At 58.4% G+C, this 16,591-nt stretch carries 15 protein-coding genes and 1 tRNA gene; 9 read left to right on the forward strand and 7 right to left on the reverse strand.

Features of this window, described 5'->3' with window-relative positions:
- Positions 1 to 54: 54 nt before the first annotated feature.
- Together BV911_RS12685 and BV911_RS12690 are read right to left on the reverse strand one after the other, a co-directional pair.
- A complete protein-coding gene (locus tag BV911_RS12685) occupies positions 55 to 546 on the reverse strand; it encodes a hypothetical protein (protein ID WP_139840080.1) in 492 nt (163 codons plus the stop codon).
- A 59-nt stretch (positions 547 to 605) separates the two neighbouring features.
- On the reverse strand, positions 606 to 1,823 hold the full coding sequence (locus BV911_RS12690; RefSeq protein WP_086054007.1) for a mechanosensitive ion channel family protein: 1,218 nt from the start codon (positions 1,821 to 1,823) through the stop codon (positions 606 to 608).
- Between the two features lie 407 nt (positions 1,824 to 2,230).
- Here BV911_RS12690 and leuC point away from each other — a divergent pair, with 407 nt between their 5' ends.
- From leuC to BV911_RS12725, 7 genes are all read left to right on the forward strand, one after another.
- On the forward strand, positions 2,231 to 3,637 hold the full coding sequence (leuC, locus tag BV911_RS12695) for a 3-isopropylmalate dehydratase large subunit (RefSeq protein ID WP_086053992.1): 1,407 nt from the start codon (positions 2,231 to 2,233) through the stop codon (positions 3,635 to 3,637).
- Between the two features lie 35 nt (positions 3,638 to 3,672).
- On the forward strand, positions 3,673 to 4,191 hold the full coding sequence (locus tag BV911_RS12700; RefSeq protein WP_086053993.1) for an HdeD family acid-resistance protein: 519 nt from the start codon (positions 3,673 to 3,675) through the stop codon (positions 4,189 to 4,191).
- 141 nt (positions 4,192 to 4,332) lie between these two features.
- Positions 4,333 to 4,938 carry a 3-isopropylmalate dehydratase small subunit gene (gene leuD, locus BV911_RS12705; RefSeq protein WP_086053994.1) on the forward strand — a complete coding sequence of 202 codons (606 nt, stop codon included), beginning with the start codon at positions 4,333 to 4,335 and terminating at the stop codon, positions 4,936 to 4,938.
- A gap of 37 nt (positions 4,939 to 4,975) precedes the next feature.
- Entirely contained in the window at positions 4,976 to 6,094 is a 1,119-nt protein-coding gene (locus tag BV911_RS12710) for an endonuclease/exonuclease/phosphatase family protein (RefSeq protein ID WP_371588153.1), read from the forward strand.
- Positions 6,095 to 6,193: 99 nt separating this feature from the next.
- A complete protein-coding gene (gene leuB, locus BV911_RS12715) occupies positions 6,194 to 7,300 on the forward strand; it encodes a 3-isopropylmalate dehydrogenase (RefSeq protein ID WP_086053996.1) in 1,107 nt (368 codons plus the stop codon).
- Between the two features lie 169 nt (positions 7,301 to 7,469).
- On the forward strand, positions 7,470 to 8,426 hold the full coding sequence (locus tag BV911_RS12720; RefSeq protein WP_086054008.1) for a DMT family transporter: 957 nt from the start codon (positions 7,470 to 7,472) through the stop codon (positions 8,424 to 8,426).
- 60 nt (positions 8,427 to 8,486) lie between these two features.
- Positions 8,487 to 8,563: transfer RNA gene (locus BV911_RS12725), tRNA-Pro, on the forward strand.
- Between the two features lie 424 nt (positions 8,564 to 8,987).
- Here the strand turns inward: BV911_RS12725 and BV911_RS12730 are convergent.
- The 5 genes from BV911_RS12730 to BV911_RS20385 all read right to left on the reverse strand — a co-directional run bounded on the left by BV911_RS12730 (position 8,988) and on the right by BV911_RS20385 (position 15,072).
- Positions 8,988 to 10,820, reverse strand: a complete 1,833-nt coding sequence (locus BV911_RS12730) for a TniQ family protein (RefSeq protein WP_086053997.1) — start codon at positions 10,818 to 10,820, stop codon at positions 8,988 to 8,990.
- Positions 10,817 to 11,770 carry an ATP-binding protein gene (locus BV911_RS12735; protein ID WP_086053998.1) on the reverse strand — a complete coding sequence of 318 codons (954 nt, stop codon included), beginning with the start codon at positions 11,768 to 11,770 and terminating at the stop codon, positions 10,817 to 10,819. Before BV911_RS12735 ends, BV911_RS12730 begins: the two co-directional genes overlap by 4 nt.
- The gene (locus BV911_RS12740) at positions 11,763 to 13,910 is read right to left on the reverse strand and encodes a Mu transposase C-terminal domain-containing protein (RefSeq protein WP_086053999.1); all 2,148 of its coding nucleotides are present in this window, start codon (positions 13,908 to 13,910) and stop codon (positions 11,763 to 11,765) included. Before BV911_RS12740 ends, BV911_RS12735 begins: the two co-directional genes overlap by 8 nt.
- The gene (locus BV911_RS12745; protein WP_168184062.1) at positions 13,907 to 14,422 is read right to left on the reverse strand and encodes a TnsA endonuclease N-terminal domain-containing protein; all 516 of its coding nucleotides are present in this window, start codon (positions 14,420 to 14,422) and stop codon (positions 13,907 to 13,909) included. Before BV911_RS12745 ends, BV911_RS12740 begins: the two co-directional genes overlap by 4 nt.
- 365 nt (positions 14,423 to 14,787) lie before the next feature.
- Entirely contained in the window at positions 14,788 to 15,072 is a 285-nt protein-coding gene (locus BV911_RS20385; RefSeq protein ID WP_371588156.1) for a helix-turn-helix domain-containing protein, read from the reverse strand.
- 153 nt (positions 15,073 to 15,225) lie between these two features.
- Here BV911_RS20385 and BV911_RS12755 point away from each other — a divergent pair, with 153 nt between their 5' ends.
- Positions 15,226 to 15,666, forward strand: coding sequence for a helix-turn-helix domain-containing protein (locus BV911_RS12755; protein WP_086054001.1), 441 nt, complete (start codon positions 15,226 to 15,228; stop codon positions 15,664 to 15,666).
- Positions 15,663 to 16,031, forward strand: a complete 369-nt coding sequence (locus BV911_RS12760) for a hypothetical protein (RefSeq protein ID WP_086054002.1) — start codon at positions 15,663 to 15,665, stop codon at positions 16,029 to 16,031. Before BV911_RS12755 ends, BV911_RS12760 begins: the two co-directional genes overlap by 4 nt.
- The last annotated feature ends 560 nt before the right edge of the window (positions 16,032 to 16,591 follow it).

Consider the following 16,591-nt stretch of genomic DNA (forward strand, 5'->3'; position numbering starts at 1 on the left):
TAGCATCTTCGGGATAAAATCTCAATGTCAGCCGCGCAGGTTCAGTGCCAAGGCTTAGTGGAGGCACAGCTCGAGGCCGCCATGCAGGCCGTCGACAAGCGATTTGGTGGAGACAGTAATGCTGGCGATCGTTAAATCGCGCCCGGAATCGCGCCAGTCCATGGTGACGTGCCCCAGAAGTGGCCCGGACGTGCGTCGCTGGCAAATCCCCAGTGATGTCTGGTCCGATTGCAGGTTTACGAACCCCGCGACCAACGATGACAACAGCGCACTTTGCTGCAGATGAAAGGTCGATTCATCCGCAGGCCGCAGAGCAAAGTCGATCCGATTGCGCCCCGTTGCGGGGTCGGTGCCAGAGGCAACTTGGCGCAGGTCATAGACGCGGTCGGACAGAATGTTGTCGTTCGGCAGCAACACTCTGAGATGGAACTCGGCGTCGCCGGTGAAGTCCAGCCCGGCGGGAACAGTGCTGCGCAGCCGGAAGTCCGCCGGGTTCATGTCGACGAACGACTCAATATCGAAGTCCAGACTGGCCCCGGGGGGCATCTGGGCGCATCCCGACAAGGATAAAGCCAATAAGAAAACGGTGTAAAAGGCGTAGCGCATCATTCAGATGCGGGTTTGGTTTGAACGGGGCTGCCTGACATAAGGGTCACTTCGCGTTGCGGAAAGGGGATGGTGATGCTGTTGTCGCGGAACGCGTCCCATAGCGCCAGAAAGACCGCGCCGCGCACGTTGGTCAGGCCGCCAGACGGGTCGGTGATCCAGAACCGCAGGATGTAATCGACGGACGAGTCGCCAAACCCAACAATATGGCAGACCGGCTTGCGGCTGTTCAAAACCCGCGGGACACTGCCGGCTGCGGCAACGGCGACCTCGCGCACCAGATGCGGATCGTCGCCATAAGCGGTGCCGAAAAAGATGTCGAGACGGACGAATTCGTCGGAATGGGACCAGTTGACCACTTGCCCGGTAATCAGGTCTTCGTTGGGGATCAGGAATTCCTTGCCGTCCCGCGTGGTGATGGACACATAGCGCGCGCCCAAGGCGTTGATCCAGCCGAAGGTTTCGCCCAGCGAGATGACGTCGCCGGGCTTGATTGACTTGTCCAGCAGGATGATCACGCCGGAAACCAGATTGGAGACGATTTTTTGCAGGCCAAAACCGACCCCTAAACCTATGGCGCCGGATAGAAATGCTAGCCCGGTCAGGTCGACCCCGACGATCTTGAGGCCGATAAAGAAGGCGGTGACATAAAGAACGACTTGCAAGAGTTTGATTAATAACACTTGCATGGTCGGAGTGATGTCATCGTTGGCGTGAATCTGTTGCCGAATTGTCTGTGCCAAAAGCCGCGCACCGGCCAGCAGCAACGAGGTGAAGATCAGCACCTTCAAGACGGCGAGAGCGTTGAGATTCAGATCCCCGAAATCGAGGGCGATATCGCTCAGGACACGCGCGGCATCATCGTCGAGGCTGAGATAGTACAGGGTCACATAGATCAGCAAAGATGTGGTCACCAAGCGTCGCAGCAGCCGGTTTCGCACAAGTTGCCCGGCCAGCCGGACCAGCAGCCACGCTGTGGCGATCGAGGCGGCGATGCCCACCAGATAACTGCGGGCGGGCCACGTCACTTCGCGGATGACGACGACCGTAGCCCAGCTTAAGCCGACGAACAGGATCAGGGGAAGCTGTCGGTAGAGGACCAGCAACAGCCGCAACAGCCATTTCGGCAACCCCTCTAACGCACGCATCCGTTGATACAGCGCCGGGCCAATGATGGCGTTCAGGCCGAAGGACACTGCCAGCAGCCCGACGATCATCAGCACCTGATACAGGCGCCAGCCAGGGACGACCAAGGTCGACAAAAAGTTCAGGGTTTGGTCCCAAAAGAGGGTGAGTTCGTTGAGAATCTGCCTTCCTCCGGGTCTGGTGGGTGCGTGTTCCCTGTCACAGTCGCACGTGAGCGCGCTTTCTCGCAACGTCGAACGGTGGCCTCCTGCGGGTAATGGCCGAACTATCGTCGGGCCTTTGGCCCTGCTCAATGTCTTGAACGTGGGACAGGGACGCGATATGGCACAGCAATGATCCCGGAACGTGCCATTGACTGTCGCGCATCAGCGCGGCGCCGTGGTCTGGATGTGGTCGTGTCGGTGCTGCGATTGCGCAGCCACCGGGCGCGGCCCGCCCGTGGCACGAGGCCGGAACACGACCGCGGGAGAGGACCAAAATGACCGCCGCCAAGACACTGTATGACAAGATCTGGAACGCCCATCTGACCGATGAAGCGGAAGATGGCACCTGTTTGATCTATATTGATCGCCATTTGGTCCATGAAGTGACCAGCCCGCAGGCGTTTGAAGGTCTGCGCATGGCCGGTCGCACTGTGCGCGCGCCCGATAAAACCATCGCGGTGCCGGATCATAACGTTCCGACCACGCTTGACCGGGTGAATGGCATCGATAACGTCGAAAGCCGCATTCAGGTCGAGGCGCTGGACAAGAACGCCAAGGACTTCGGCATTCACTATTATCCAGTGTCCGACGTCCGTCAGGGCATCGTGCATATCGTTGGACCGGAGCAGGGCTGGACCTTGCCGGGCATGACCGTGGTCTGCGGCGACAGCCACACCGCAACCCATGGCGCGTTCGGTGCCTTGGCCCACGGCATCGGCACCTCTGAGGTGGAACATGTTCTGGCGACCCAGACCCTGATCCAGAAGAAATCCAAGAACATGAAGGTCGAAATCACCGGCAAGCTGCGCCCGGGTGTGACGGCCAAGGATATTACCCTCACCGTGATCGGCAAGACCGGCACTGCGGGCGGCACCGGTTACGTCATCGAATATTGTGGCGAAGCGATCCGCAATCTGTCCATGGAAGGCCGGATGACGGTCTGCAACATGGCCATCGAAGGCGGCGCGCGCGCCGGTCTGATCGCGCCAGATGAAACCACCTATGCCTATGTCAAAGGCCGCCCCCACGCCCCGAAAGGTGCCGACTGGGACAAGGCCATGGCGTGGTGGGAAACCTTGTTCAGCGACGAGGACGCCCATTGGGACAAGGTTCTGACCATCGCTGGTGAAGATATCGCCCCGGTCGTTACGTGGGGCACGTCGCCAGAAGACGTGTTGCCGATCACCGGCACCGTGCCGTTCCCCGAAGATTTCGCGGGTGGCAAGGTTGATGCTGTGCGCCGGTCGCTGGACTATATGGGGTTGGTTCCGGGCACGCCCCTGAGCCAAATCGCGATCGACACCGTTTTTATCGGCTCTTGCACCAATGGTCGGATCGAGGACCTGCGCGCTGCGGCTGAAATCCTGAAGGGCAAGAAAATCAAGGACGGCTTGCGGGCCATGGTCGTGCCCGGTTCGGGTCTGGTTCGGGCCCAAGCCGAAGAAGAAGGCTTGGCGGAAATTTTTCTGGACGCGGGTTTTGAATGGCGTCTGGCAGGGTGTTCCATGTGCCTTGCTATGAACCCAGACCAGCTGAGCCCGGGCGAGCGCTGTGCGGCCACATCGAATCGTAACTTCGAAGGTCGTCAGGGGCGGGGCGGTCGGACCCATTTGCTGAGCCCTGCGATGGCAGCGGCCGCAGCCTTGACCGGCCATCTGACCGATGTACGGGATTTGAATTAGCAGCCGGTTGGCCGCGGTCATAAGGACGATTTGAGATGAAGAATTGGGTGAAATGGCTGATCCTCGGGGTCCTGTCGGTTGTGTTCGGGATCTTTGTACTGGGCAATTCCGTGGCGGCCTCTATGGCCGTGACAACCTTGACCGGGATTCTGTTCCTGCTGATCGGGGTGTTCCAGATCATCGCCGGTTGGCGTGAGCCGGGAACCGGTCATAAGGTCCTGTCGATCGTGCTGGGGATGTTGATGGGGGTGATCGGCCTGTCCTTCATCACCAACCCGCTTGAAGGCGCGATCTCTCTGACGATGCTGGTGACGATCCTGCTGGCTGCGAGCGGCATCATCCGGCTGGTTCTGGCCTTCACGATGAAGGCCACCCAGTTCTTTTGGCCGATGCTGGTGTCCGGGGCGCTGTCAGTGTTGCTGGCGGGCTATATCGTCGCCAATTTTGCGGCGGCGTCGATCTCGCTTTTGGGGATCTTGCTTGGGATCGAACTTTTGTTCAATGGCGCGGGTCTGATCGCGTTGGCCTTCTTCTTGCGCAACGCTACGCGCTGAACGCACGGTGGCTCTGAAATGGGCCGCCGGTTGATCGGTCATGACCCGTTTGCCGCGTGCGCCTTTTCCAAACCTTGGCAGGGCGTATCTGCTGCTTCGGACTACGCCGCATCGATGATGTAACCTTCGGAAAGACACCACATGGAAAAATTCACTTCGCTGACTGGAATCGCGGCGCCTATGCCGATGATCAATATCGATACGGATATGATCATTCCGAAACAGTTTTTGAAAACCATCAAGCGGTCGGGGTTGGGCGTCAATCTGTTCGACGAGATGCGCTATGACGATGATCGCAATGAGATCGCAGAGTTTGTCTTGAACAAACCGGCCTATCGCAACGCAGAAATCCTTGTGGCGGGTGACAATTTCGGCTGTGGCTCGTCGCGGGAACATGCGCCTTGGGCGTTGTTGGATTTTGGTATCCGGGTCGTTGTTGCGACCAGTTTCGCCGACATCTTTTACAATAACTGCTTCAAGAACGGCATCCTTCCGATTGTTTTGCCTCAGGAAGATGTCGACAAGCTGATGGACGACGCGCAGCGTGGGTCCAATGCCGTTGTCACCGTCGATCTGGAAAGCCAGACGATCACCGGGCCGGATGGCGGCTGCATCGCCTTCGAAGTTGATGCTTTCCGCAAGCATTGCCTGCTGAATGGCTTGGACGATATCGGTCTCAGCCTAGAGAAAAGCGCCCAGATCGACGCGTTTGAGGTTGCCGCCGCACAAGCCCGCCCTTGGGTCTGATCAGGCCGGTCTTTACCTTGTCTTAACGAGTGTCGCGTTGTCTGGCGCAATGCGGCTTCTCGGGATCATCGCGCTGTGGCTGACGCTGGGGGTGGTGCCGTCCTACGGCGCCGACCCGGTGCGGATCGCCACCTATACGGTGGAACTTGACCGGAAACGCCCCGGCTTGCTGTTGCGGGATATCCTGAAGGGCGATGACCCGCAGGTTCTGGCCGCGGCACGGATTATTGCTCGGATCCATCCCGATGTGATCCTGCTGACCCGGTTCGATTACGATCTGGGCGGGGTCGCGCTGGCGGCTTTCGCCGATGTTTTGGCGCAGGGCGGGGCTCACTACCCGCATCGGTTTGCGTTTCGGCCGAACACCGGCCGTGCGAGCGGATTGGATCTGGATGGCGACGGTCGTCTGGGCGGTCCGGCCGATGCGCAAGGCTTCGGCTGGTTCGCGGGGCAAAGTGGGATGGCGATCTTATCGCGGTATCCCCTCGACCATGACCGCACTCGCGACTTTTCTGGACTGTTGTGGCAGGACCTGCCCGGGGCGATTCTGCCGCAAGTCGCCGGCGTGCCGTTTCCGTCGCGCCGGGCGCAGGCCGAACAACGGCTCTCGACCACCGGCCATTGGGATGTGCCGGTTCTGCTCCCCGATGGCCGGCGTCTGAACCTCTTGGCGTTTCATGCAACCCCACCGGTCTTTGACGGGCCCGAGGATCGCAACGGGCTGCGCAACCGGGACGAGGTACGGTTCTGGCGCGTCTTGTGGGACGGGGCCTTGCCGTGGCTGCCGCCGGATCCCCCCTTCGTGCTGATCGGAAACGCCAATTTGGATCCGACCGGCGGCCAAGGGCATCGATCCGAAATTGTTGCCCTTTTGGCGGACCCTCGCATTCAAGACCCGATGCCGCAAAGCGCCGGGGCTGCCATTGCCGGACAGCGGGATCCGGTGATTGCGCGGACCGACACCGTGGCCTGGGACGCCGAGGGGGAGCCGGGAAATATGCGGGTGGATTACGTCCTGCCATCTGCTGATCTGACAGTGCTGGACGCAGGCGTCTTCTGGCCGACGCCGGACGACCCCGATGTGGCATTGCTGGGCGAGGGCGGGCGCGCGGCGTCGCGCGGACGGCTGGTCTGGGTCGATCTCGAGTTCCCTTGAAGGGCGCTGCGCCACTGTTGGCGCGTCCGGTGTTTCTTGACCGCGTGGGGGGGACGGGCTAGGCATCCGCAACCCTCTACTCGAAAAGGATTTGCGCCGATGACCACGCCTACTCTGCTCATTCTACCCGGTGATGGAATTGGACCTGAGGTCATGGCGGAAGTGCGCCGCGTCATCACTTGGTTCGGTGACAAGCGCGGGCTGAAATTCGACGTCAGCGAAGATCTGGTCGGCGGTGCCGCCTATGACGTGCATGGCACTCCTCTGACCGACGCCACCATGGCCAAGGCGCAAGAGGCTGACGCTGTCCTGTTGGGCGCGGTCGGCGGCCCGAAATATGACACGCTCGACTTTAGTGTGAAGCCCGAGCGCGGATTGCTGCGCTTGCGTAAAGAAATGGACCTGTACGCCAACCTGCGCCCGGCTCAGTGCTTTGACGCCCTTGCCGATTTCTCATCCCTGAAACGCGATGTGGTCGCCGGTCTTGATATTATGATCATCCGCGAACTGACCAGCGGGATTTATTTCGGCGAACCGCGCGGCATCTTCATGGAAGGCAACGAACGGGTGGGCATCAACACCCAGCGCTATACCACAAGCGAAATCGAACGGGTGGCGCGATCGGCCTTTGAACTGGCCAAAAAGCGCAACAACAAGGTCTGCTCGATGGAGAAGGCCAACGTCATGGAAAGCGGCGTGCTGTGGCGCGAAGTGGTGACCAAGGTCCATGCCGAGGAATTCCCCGAGGTCGAGTTGAGCCATATGTATGCCGACGCCGGCGCGATGCAACTGTGCCGCTGGCCCAAGCAGTTCGACGTGATCGTCACCGATAACCTGTTCGGAGACCTGCTGTCGGATGCGGCGGCGATGTTGACTGGCAGCCTTGGCATGTTGCCATCGGCCTCGCTGGGCGCGCCGGGCGCGAACGGCCTGCCGAAAGCTCTCTACGAACCGGTGCATGGCTCGGCTCCGGATATTGCAGGGCAGGGTAAGGCCAACCCGATTGCCTGTATCCTCAGCTTTGCGATGGCGCTGCGCTATTCCTTCGATCAGGGCGCAGAGGCCGACCGCCTTGAGGCCGCGATTGAAAAAGTTCTGGCCGACGGCGCTCGCACTGCGGATCTGATCGGCGAAGAAGGCATTGCGCCGATTTCGACCACAGAAATGGGCGATGTGGTTCTGGCCGCGTTGGACGCAAGCCTCTAATATGAGGCGCAGGTCTGGCCATGTAGCCGGGCCTGCGTATCCCGCACCAGACATGCCAAAGCGTCACCACTCGATGCCGCGACCGGAAATGAGGCTTGTACGGCCTGACGGGCGGTCTATGAACAGAAAGGTCGCCCGTTCTGTCCGGTAAGTCTTGATCATGTCAAAGCTGTCTCCCAATGTCCGCGGGGCGCTTTCCGCGCTTTTGGCCTTCGCCCTCTATGCAAGTCACGATGTCATTGTGAAGTTGCTTGGCGGGGTCTATTCTCCGGTGCAGATTCTGTTTTTCAGTGTGCTTCTGGGGTTCCCGTTTGTCACGCTCATGCTGATCCGCGATGGCCAGCCCGGCACCTTGCGACCGCGCCATCCGTGGTGGACCGCGTTGCGGACGTTGGCCGCACTGATCACCGGCTTCTGCGCGTTCTATGCGTTCTCGGTGCTGCCGCTGGCGCAGACCTATGCGATCATCTTTGCGGCCCCCCTGCTGGTGACGATCCTCTCCATTCCAGTGCTGGGGGAAAGTGTCGGGCTGCATCGCTGCGGCGCGGTTCTGGTCGGATTGATCGGGGTTCTGGTGGTCCTACGGCCCGGCGCGACCGAGTTGGAACTGGGCCATGCTGCGGCAATGACTGCGGCCTTTTTTAGTGCGTTAGGCTCGATCGTTGTACGCAAGATCGGCCGGGATGAACGGAGCGTCGTCCTGTTGTTGTTCCCGATGCTGGCCAACATCATCGTCATGGGCTGTTTGCTGCCCTTTGTGTACAAGCCGATGCCGCTGCTGCATTTTGGCGGTCTTGCAGCGGTGGCATTTCTGGCTTTTTTGGCCACCAGTCTAATGATCGCGGCCTATCGTGCCGGCGAGGCCGCCATCGTTGCCCCCATGCAATACTCGCAAATCATTTGGGCCGGGGCGTTCGGCCTGCTGTTTTTTGACGAGGTGCCGGATGTCCTCACGGTCGTGGGCGCCTGCATCATTATCTCCAGCGGTCTCTACATCGTTTTCCGGGAAGGACGCCGGGGCGCATCCGAAAACCGACCCGTCAGCGCCACCCATGGCCGGCACGAAACCGGGACATATCCAAGGGTCAGTGCGCTGCTACGGTGGCGCAGCAGAGGTGGAAAATAACAAGGCACATAACGGCTCTTGCAATTCGGATTTGAAGCGATTACTGCGCATTGCAACGGTCGGAGTGTAGCTCAGCTTGGTAGAGCACTGTCTTCGGGAGGCAGGGGCCGGAGGTTCGAATCCTCTCACTCCGACCAATGAAATAAGTGTCAATTGCCACATAATTCCTCCTCACTGACCACTATCCTTCCTTTGGGACAGTGTATCTTACCTGTTTTTACAAAACAGGCGGCCGCTCGAATGGTCATGCTCGCACGAGCTTTGACAAGCAGGATCTGAATGTTTTGGAAGCTCGGCGGCAATACACTCCGTGGAGACGGTTCTATGGGTTATCCGCGTTAGTTTAGTGCCTGATCAATTTAGGCCAGACAATCGGGGTCCCCCGACGAAGCCCAGAAAATTTTCGCAGTCGTGCTGTTTGCATTAAGATGTGGCCGCGTCAGCCTTACCGGATGAAGCAGGGCGCACTTCAATACTTGGCAAATGCAAGCAAATACGCTTAAACGACTGGTGGGTGTATTCTCGGATGATGACGGCCCGGAGAAGGGGTTTGCAATTGCTTCAGTTGAGGAAGTCCTTCGCGCGCAGTTCCTCTCGTTTATAGATTCTCGTTATTCCCCGCTCCTGGATCGCCGGTTCGATCCCTGCCTTCTTCAAGTGGGAATGCTGCTGTAGGGGCATGTGAGGCACCTCTGCCTGCAGCTTGCCCAAGGTGCAATAGATGGCATCGAATGTAAGATACGACTGTGCGGTGATCAGTGGGGTGGTACGCCCGGTCTGGTTACTCTTCATCCGTCGTTTTTCAAGCAAGCCCTGTTCGACGAGAAAATCTAACGTTCGTTTGGTCATGTAAAGGGAACTGGTGGCGTGGGCGGTCGGATGCCCATTCGGTTCCTGCGCATGCCGGATCTCAAGAATACCGTCGGCATTTGCGAGAAGGCCACGCAACTCTAACCGATCAGTCACCCGTCCAACCGGGCGTACATCCCCATCAAAAATCATTCTGATGATGTCTGGGGCACTACACTTTGCCTTCCTCGCAGCCTGTTCCAGTGTGAAGCAGCCAAGAGGTGCGATGTCGAGGCGCGGCGCATCGACAAAAATCCGTTGAAGGAATGCGTCGAGATCTTTTCGGTAAAATCCTTTTCGAGCCCTCAGTTCATTGCCAGCCGTTGGCGCGAGAAGCCCGCTTCTGGCTAACCGCTGGAACATTGCGAAGCTGCAGCCGAGATATGCCGCTGTTTCCGCCTGGTTAAGCCAGGCGAATCTTTCGTGACAAAGTTCAAAGACGATCTCCGGAGTGAGTAGGTTGAAGAGGCGAAAGCGGCCAGACGCGTCGCGTTCGGCGAGGCCTTGGGCGATTAGCATTTCCTCGACCAGCGATTGCCGTGCGCCCACGGCCCTGCAAGCGGTCCGCATCGACACGATGCGTTCTTCCGTCACTTTCTCACCCAGCACCATGGTTCCGACCTTGAAGGGAAAGTTCGCGAGGAAGAACTCGCGGACGATTTCGCGTAGGGGGCGCAGGTCTTCCCGCATTTTGGCGTGGGAGCCCAACAGGCGCTGAAGGGCTCCGAAACGCGCCCAAGCATGCTCTTGTGGGGATGACGCGGCATTTCTGGAGGAGAGAGTAAAGTCGCGCAAACTTTCCACGATTCCGTCCTTTCCGAGTGAGAGAACTTCGAATCCGGTCAGCATTGCATCCCGACGCTGTTCGGTAGCGAGCTGCGAAGTCACGGTCTCGCGACCGTGGTTCAGCGTCACGCCAAATGCTTCCACCGCCTTGATCAGTGCGGGCAATTGCATTCGGTTGCACCAGTTCTCGTCCTGCTGTGCGCGGAGCCTTGCTTCGAGGTAAAAATCTAAGGCGTCGGCCGTGTCTTCAACCGAACCAATGGAAAGGTCCAGGCGTCCCTCCGCGAGTATCCGCGTGAAGTCAAAACGAGTGAAAGGGTCGTATTTCGTACTGTAACGCCGAAGCCGCATCCCGTGCCAAGTGCAGCGCCGGATCTGAACAATCTGCCAGCTTGCCTGATGGATGACCGTCCATGGTGGAGCGTGTCTCTGCAGCCCTTCCAACAGACAACAGGGGCAGTAACGGATGCCCCCCCGATCGAGGACCTCGGTGGTCATCACCTCCTTGCCAAAGCCGTATTTCATCGTTGAAGTTTTAACTACGGTGGTTTTGGCAAAACTGTTTTCGGGTAGGCCAGCGCAAGCGCAGAGATGGCGAACAGAACTGTCTTTACCATTGGTAAGTGCGGCGAAATCCAAGCCTAGGTCTATCGCGAAGTCCAGAATGTGGGGAGCAAAATTTCGGGCAGCGAGGCGGGATAGGTAGGAGGTGGGCGTTTCCAGCGGCGACGATGGAAGGGTTAATGGAAGGGGCATCATTCCTCCTCCCCGCGGTCGAGTAGTTTGCGGACATTGATCCGTTCGAAATCCTCGGCAATAAATGGGTTTAGGCCGGGGATGCAGCCTGAGCGGCGAGCGAAGGCGGCGGTGAAATGCCCGTTATCAATTTGTGTGCAGCCGGCACGTAACGCCTCCTCCACACTATCAATGGTCATCTCGATCGCGAGCCCGAACTCGCGATCAGCGGCATGGATAAGGCGGGCTGCGAGATCCGAGTAATCGCGGTTCTCGGCACAATCTAGGTTGGCCTCGTCGGCGTAGAATCTGATCATCTCCTTCACCGCCTCGGTGTCGCCGACCGGGCTCAAGCGCGGAAGTTCAACGGGATAGACTCGACGCGAAAGTTGCGGATCATGGTTGAGCAGGTCACGCAAGCCGGGCATGCCCGAAAGAAGTAAGCCAACAGGCCATTCCTTGTGCTGCATAAGGGATTTCAAGGTGTTGACGATTGCCTGCATCTCCTTAGGGGTCTGGTGGCGACTAATATCTTGGGCCTCGTCAAGGTGCAAAAAAAGCACGCGGCGCTCTTTGAGGAATGCTCGCACGAGTTCCCATGTGGTATCTGCGGTTTTCTCATGCTTCAGAGGCCGCCCGAGCGCCTCAGCGATCGCACGCCCGAGAGACTTAAGTGTGGCCGGCGACGGAACGGTGAGGCTGATCACGTCACACCGGTGGCTTTCGGTATTAGCGAGGACAAGCTTGGGTGATGTACGCAACAGACGTGCGATGGCCGTCGACTTGCCGCTGCCGGAAGCGCCAATGAGGGCGATACCGCGCGTCTCGCGCACAACGTTGGTCGCGATTTCCGCGCGACGGTTTTCCAGCAAGCGGTGGAACTGCTCCTCGAGCTGGAGCCACGCAGGCTGATCGACGAAGATGGACCGCAGCGCGATAACGCGCTGCGGGATGTCGGTGGGATATTTAGTCACGCTTGAACGTCCAGTTGGGCTTGGGGGAGTCGACCGAGTGATCGGGGCTATCGGAGCCTTGCGATATTTCCGGTCCGGGCGATGGGATGACTCCGCGCAAGAGGTCGCTTTCATGGGGGCGCTCAGGGTGGATTTGGGAGTCGAGGTTGCCAGTTGCCGCGGATCCCTTGGGCCCGATGCTTAGCCCTAGGAAAAGCCTATTTTCCGCGCGCTGCAGATCCTCGGCGTTGAGATGCTGTGGCTGGACGCGGCGTAACTGCCGAGCGCGTGAGTCGATGGCGCGGATCTTTTTACGTGCTTTGCGAATGACGTCTTCGGAAAGAATGGCCTGATCTCGAAAACGCGTGCGTAGATCGCGCACGATGCTCTGCCATTCCTCCAGCGGTAGGCCCCGCACCGCATGGGACACCGCTTCCGCGCTGAACCACCGGTGCCCGAGACAAACCGATATATACGTCAGATCGTCCGGGTCGACCCGAACCGGAATTTCGTCCTGGGTGCCTCTCAGGAGAGCATCCTGAAGCTCTGGGCAGGTAAAATTGATTCCGAATACGCGGATCCCATGGCGGTCCAGCTTGCGAGAAAGCGGAATGCCGAAGACTACTCGCCGGTGGTTGGCATCCGGTGGCGGGGTCACGCCCATCTCTGCGGATAGGCGTTTCCAAGCATTTGCCGGGGTCTCGCCATTTAGGCCTGAATGCGGGGTGTTGTGGTAGATGTCGACGATAAACAGTGTGAACACCCTTGCCAATTCGTCATCGGTCAGCGCAGCCCATTTCTCTGACGGATAGTCTCCACGCTCCCTCGAGTCGGAGAAGGTTCGACCGATCAGCATGGGCGCAAGTTGTAGTCCGAACGTTCGGAAGATGCGCTCGACCCGGGAGCGCAGCTTCGGTACGCCCGCGGGAGGGGCCTCATAGGTGCTGCCGAGATCAGCTACGGCCATACGGAAGATCTCGGCAGCGAAGGCCGAGCCCTGATCGGTGACCAGGGCACCGATGCCCCCCGACTGGTCCCAGATGCTCTCGCAGCCGGCGGCCTCAGCAATTGAGGTTTTGTCCTGTAGGATCATATGCAGGGTACGGATCGCGTCCGATGAGTTGGGTGTTGCAACGATCCTAAATCCCAAAACGCACCGTGTTGCGCAGTCGAGTGCAACGTAGATCCAGCGTCGCCCGACCTCGAAACGCGCACGTTCTTCGGGCGAAAGCCCGTCAAGGGCACCGCTATCGCCGAGCAGGGTGGATACGTCGATCAACCATTCGTCCATCTCCACCCGCTGGAGTGGGTAGTCTGCGGGCAACCCGCTTTCGTAGAAACCGAACTTCTGCCGGGCGGCTTCAATGCCTTTCCTTTGTGCTATAACTTCGAACTTATCGAACGCACCAATGCGTCTCCTCACCGTGCGCGCTGCCGGTACCGGTAGGGGCGGGAGGCCCACCTCGGCGCGGCCGAGGTTCACCTCGCTGAAACGGTCCTGTACATTCTCGATGATCTTGGCCGCTTTAGGCTCGTTGCGGTCCATATAGCCAATAGTACATTCTGCAAGAATGCTCTCTGACTCGGCGAGCAGCCTTCGCGAGCCGCCGCTGAGGGAACGTTTGCGCAGAAACACGATTGGGCTGCGCCCAGCGGCCTCGTATTTGCGGACCCACTCAAGGAGTTGTCGCGCCGAGGGAAATCGCCGGTTTGTGGTTTCCTGTCCTGCACGCGGGGCGCGACCGGTGTCCTTAGCACCTCTTTCAGCGGTATTTACACGTCGCTCGAGCTCCGGCCTCAACTCATTCACCGTCCGCTCGGTGCGCTTGGTTTCCCCACGGGCCTCAGCCTCAAGAAAGAACCGCGCGCAGGCCGATTGCCAGAGAGCTTTTGCGCGGACTTTCGGCGCAACGCTCTGCAGGTATTCGATATCGCAACGAAGTCGGCGGTGGGCTGCCTGATCCGAGAAATGACCCCGTTTCAAGCGGGTATCCGGCCTTGCAATGAGTTGCATGAACTCCTCCGACTTGAACGATAGGTGGACCTTGTCGTCCAAGAGCCGTGCCCAGACCGATCCGGATCTGTCGGCACTGACGAAGCGATGTTCAACACCGGAGATTTCGAGACAGTCAGTGTCGTGGAAGCGAAAGTGCTGGGTCATTGAGCCACCTCCGCAGTAACGACGGATGAAGGAAGGATGTCACCGCCATCGACAGAGCGCAGCAAACCGGAAAAGATGGCGCGAAACGACGCTCGAAAGCCCCGCCCTTTGAGTCCGGAGGCGTCAACTAACTCGGCTAGCGTCGTAGCTCCGGTCAGGCCGTCAATTAAGGCCGCGATTGCTGTATCAGCCACGGGATCGGGGGTGCGCCGGAAATCATGCAGTTTCTGCGCGTTTCTCGCGTCAGCGGGCGTGTAGGATCTCTCTGTCACTAGAACCACATCCCGAGCGTAACTGAGCGGGGTGGCGGCACGGATCAACCTCAGCGTCTCGCGAAACCGTTGTCTCTGGGCAAGAGCTTCCGGCTTCACTGCGATCGCGATCCGCTGTCCGTCATCAAGCGTTACGCGGAAGTCGAATGTATGCTCTCGCGGGCATCCGTTGGCATCGCGATACGTGATTGGCGGGGGCTGATCCCAGATATCCACCACGTCGCGGCGCGCGTGTAGCAAGTATAGCACTTCCTGTTCGCGTTTGCTTTCGTAGTAACGCAGCCGTGGTTTGTCTGAGCCTACGCTGCCGGTGACACTGCCGCGGCTGCTTGCCTTAGAGCGGGCTGCAGGTTTGCGCGTGGCCCGGCTCGGAAGTGGGCGGGAGAAGGAATTTCTGCAAGGTTTTTTCATATCGTGTTGGCCCCGAGATCGGGCAAAGTCTTCCCGATCGCCCAAGGGCGCTCCTCCTTTGAGAGAACAAAATGAGATTGCATGCTGCCGGGAATGGCATATGCGATTGACAATTCAGTTTTGACGCGGGAGGATTAGCTATCGACGACCAATCGGTTAGCGGCCTCGGCAAGCGTCAGCTTTCGGGGTCGTTTCTATTTGGGCATTGCGATCTCCTTTCTTGTGCTTGGTCTCGAGCCTCGGGTGTCAGAGCGTCTCCGCCAAAGTTCGTCCGGCGCAACGCCTGCTTTCGAAGCGATCATGTCTTCGACGAAGGCATTCCTTCTGTGTCCTTGCGAGACCATAGTAATGAGGCTTGTGCTGCAGCCCAAGCATTTGGCAATGCTTGAGAAAGTGATGTTTCGAGCACGCAGCAAACGCTTGACGTGATCGTGCAGTTCAATATCGACAAGATTCTTTGATCTCGACATCCGCGTCATCCTCGGGATCAAGGGTGAACTTTTCACAATCACCTTAGTCAGAGTGATTCGCTCAGATCAAGAGGAAACGCGAAAATTTGCCGGTAACGTTTTGATTGTGAAAACTGGCGCGGTTCTCTAGACTGGAATAGTTGGGGTAGGAGTTCTATAGCCATGCCTGAAAATGCGGTCGCCACTGGTTCGGAGACGGGAAGCGGTTTGCGGCTTCAAGCCGTTCGTATTGACCAATGTATGACTCAAGCTCAGTTCGCTCGACTGTTGGGTGTCTCAGTGAGGACGTATCACAGTTATGAACGGGAATCGGCTGACTTGTCGCTGGCAGTAATTGCCAAGTTGCATGAACTCTATAACATTTCCAGTGATTGGCTTCTGTTCGGGATTGGTCTACCCACTCGAACAGAAGAAGGGCTGGCGTTGAGAGCATTTGCCCACGCACTCGAGCAATATCGCCTGGAGAGCAAAAAGGCCGTTTCTGCGACAGACTTTAGCGACATTCTGGAACGGTGGTTCGGCGAAATGGGTGAGGGCCGACTGCTGGGGATGGACGCTGTTCGGATATGGATAGACATACTCGAAAAGAAGCAGTGCCAGTGACGAAACAGGGCGATCATCGGTCCTTTCGCTTGCAGCTGGAGAGGGAATGGATTGAAATCTGTGGAAAAAGCAAGCAGGTCGAGCATGCATTCTGTGCGATCGGCTTGGTGTTTATCTCGTCTCTGGTAATCCTAGCTTTTCATCCGCCTGCTGTATTAGTCAATCCGCTTGTGACGGTTTGGTTCGTGTCTCTTGCCTGCCTCATCTGTATGTTGCCCGTGCTGCTATGGCGTAGCTGGCTGGAATGGCAGCATTTCAAGAAAATGGATGAGCTTTTGTATCTAGTAGCCCCACCCGCCAGAATTGGTCTGCGCCAGCGCCGCTGGAACCTATTCTCGGATTTTAGGAACACACCGCGAGAGTGACGAAGGCGGTAAATATTCTCAATCAAAGTTTGCAGCCGGTTCGCATAATTGCGATATGGCGACCGAAAGCGCAGCCGACCTTCGATGTCTATGACAGTGTCCCGGAGGACGGGTTCGTCCGCCGTTTGTGTATAGAGCCATTCGGCAGCGCATTCCGCTTTCTTTGATTTCTCGCCTGATACTTACGACCCTCTGCGCGGCGTTTGAAATCTTACTGTGCCGGACCTTTCTGCCGTTTGCCATCGGTGCGTAGTTTTTGCTGCGGTTGCAAGACACTCGGTAGGGGGGGCGGATTCCGGTCATTCGCTGCGGGCGCGAGAAAACGACCTTGGTCGGCGGAAAGCGGAGGTGTGCTGCGAGGGCTTCAACGCCCACTTCAGGGACGAACTGCTCAACGGCGAGGTCTTCACAACGTCGCGAGAGTCTCAAATCCTAAAGCGTCCCGCCTTTAACCTGCGACATATCCGGCAGCCGTGAAGTAGTTCCAGCATTCGTCGGTTGAGTATAGGTCGCAAATGTCGGCGATTGCGTCGAACATGTCCGTGAATGTGCGCGCGCCG

Origin of the sequence: Pseudoruegeria sp. SK021, assembly GCF_002119405.1 — a bacterium.
GTDB lineage: Bacteria > Pseudomonadota > Alphaproteobacteria > Rhodobacterales > Rhodobacteraceae > Meridianimarinicoccus.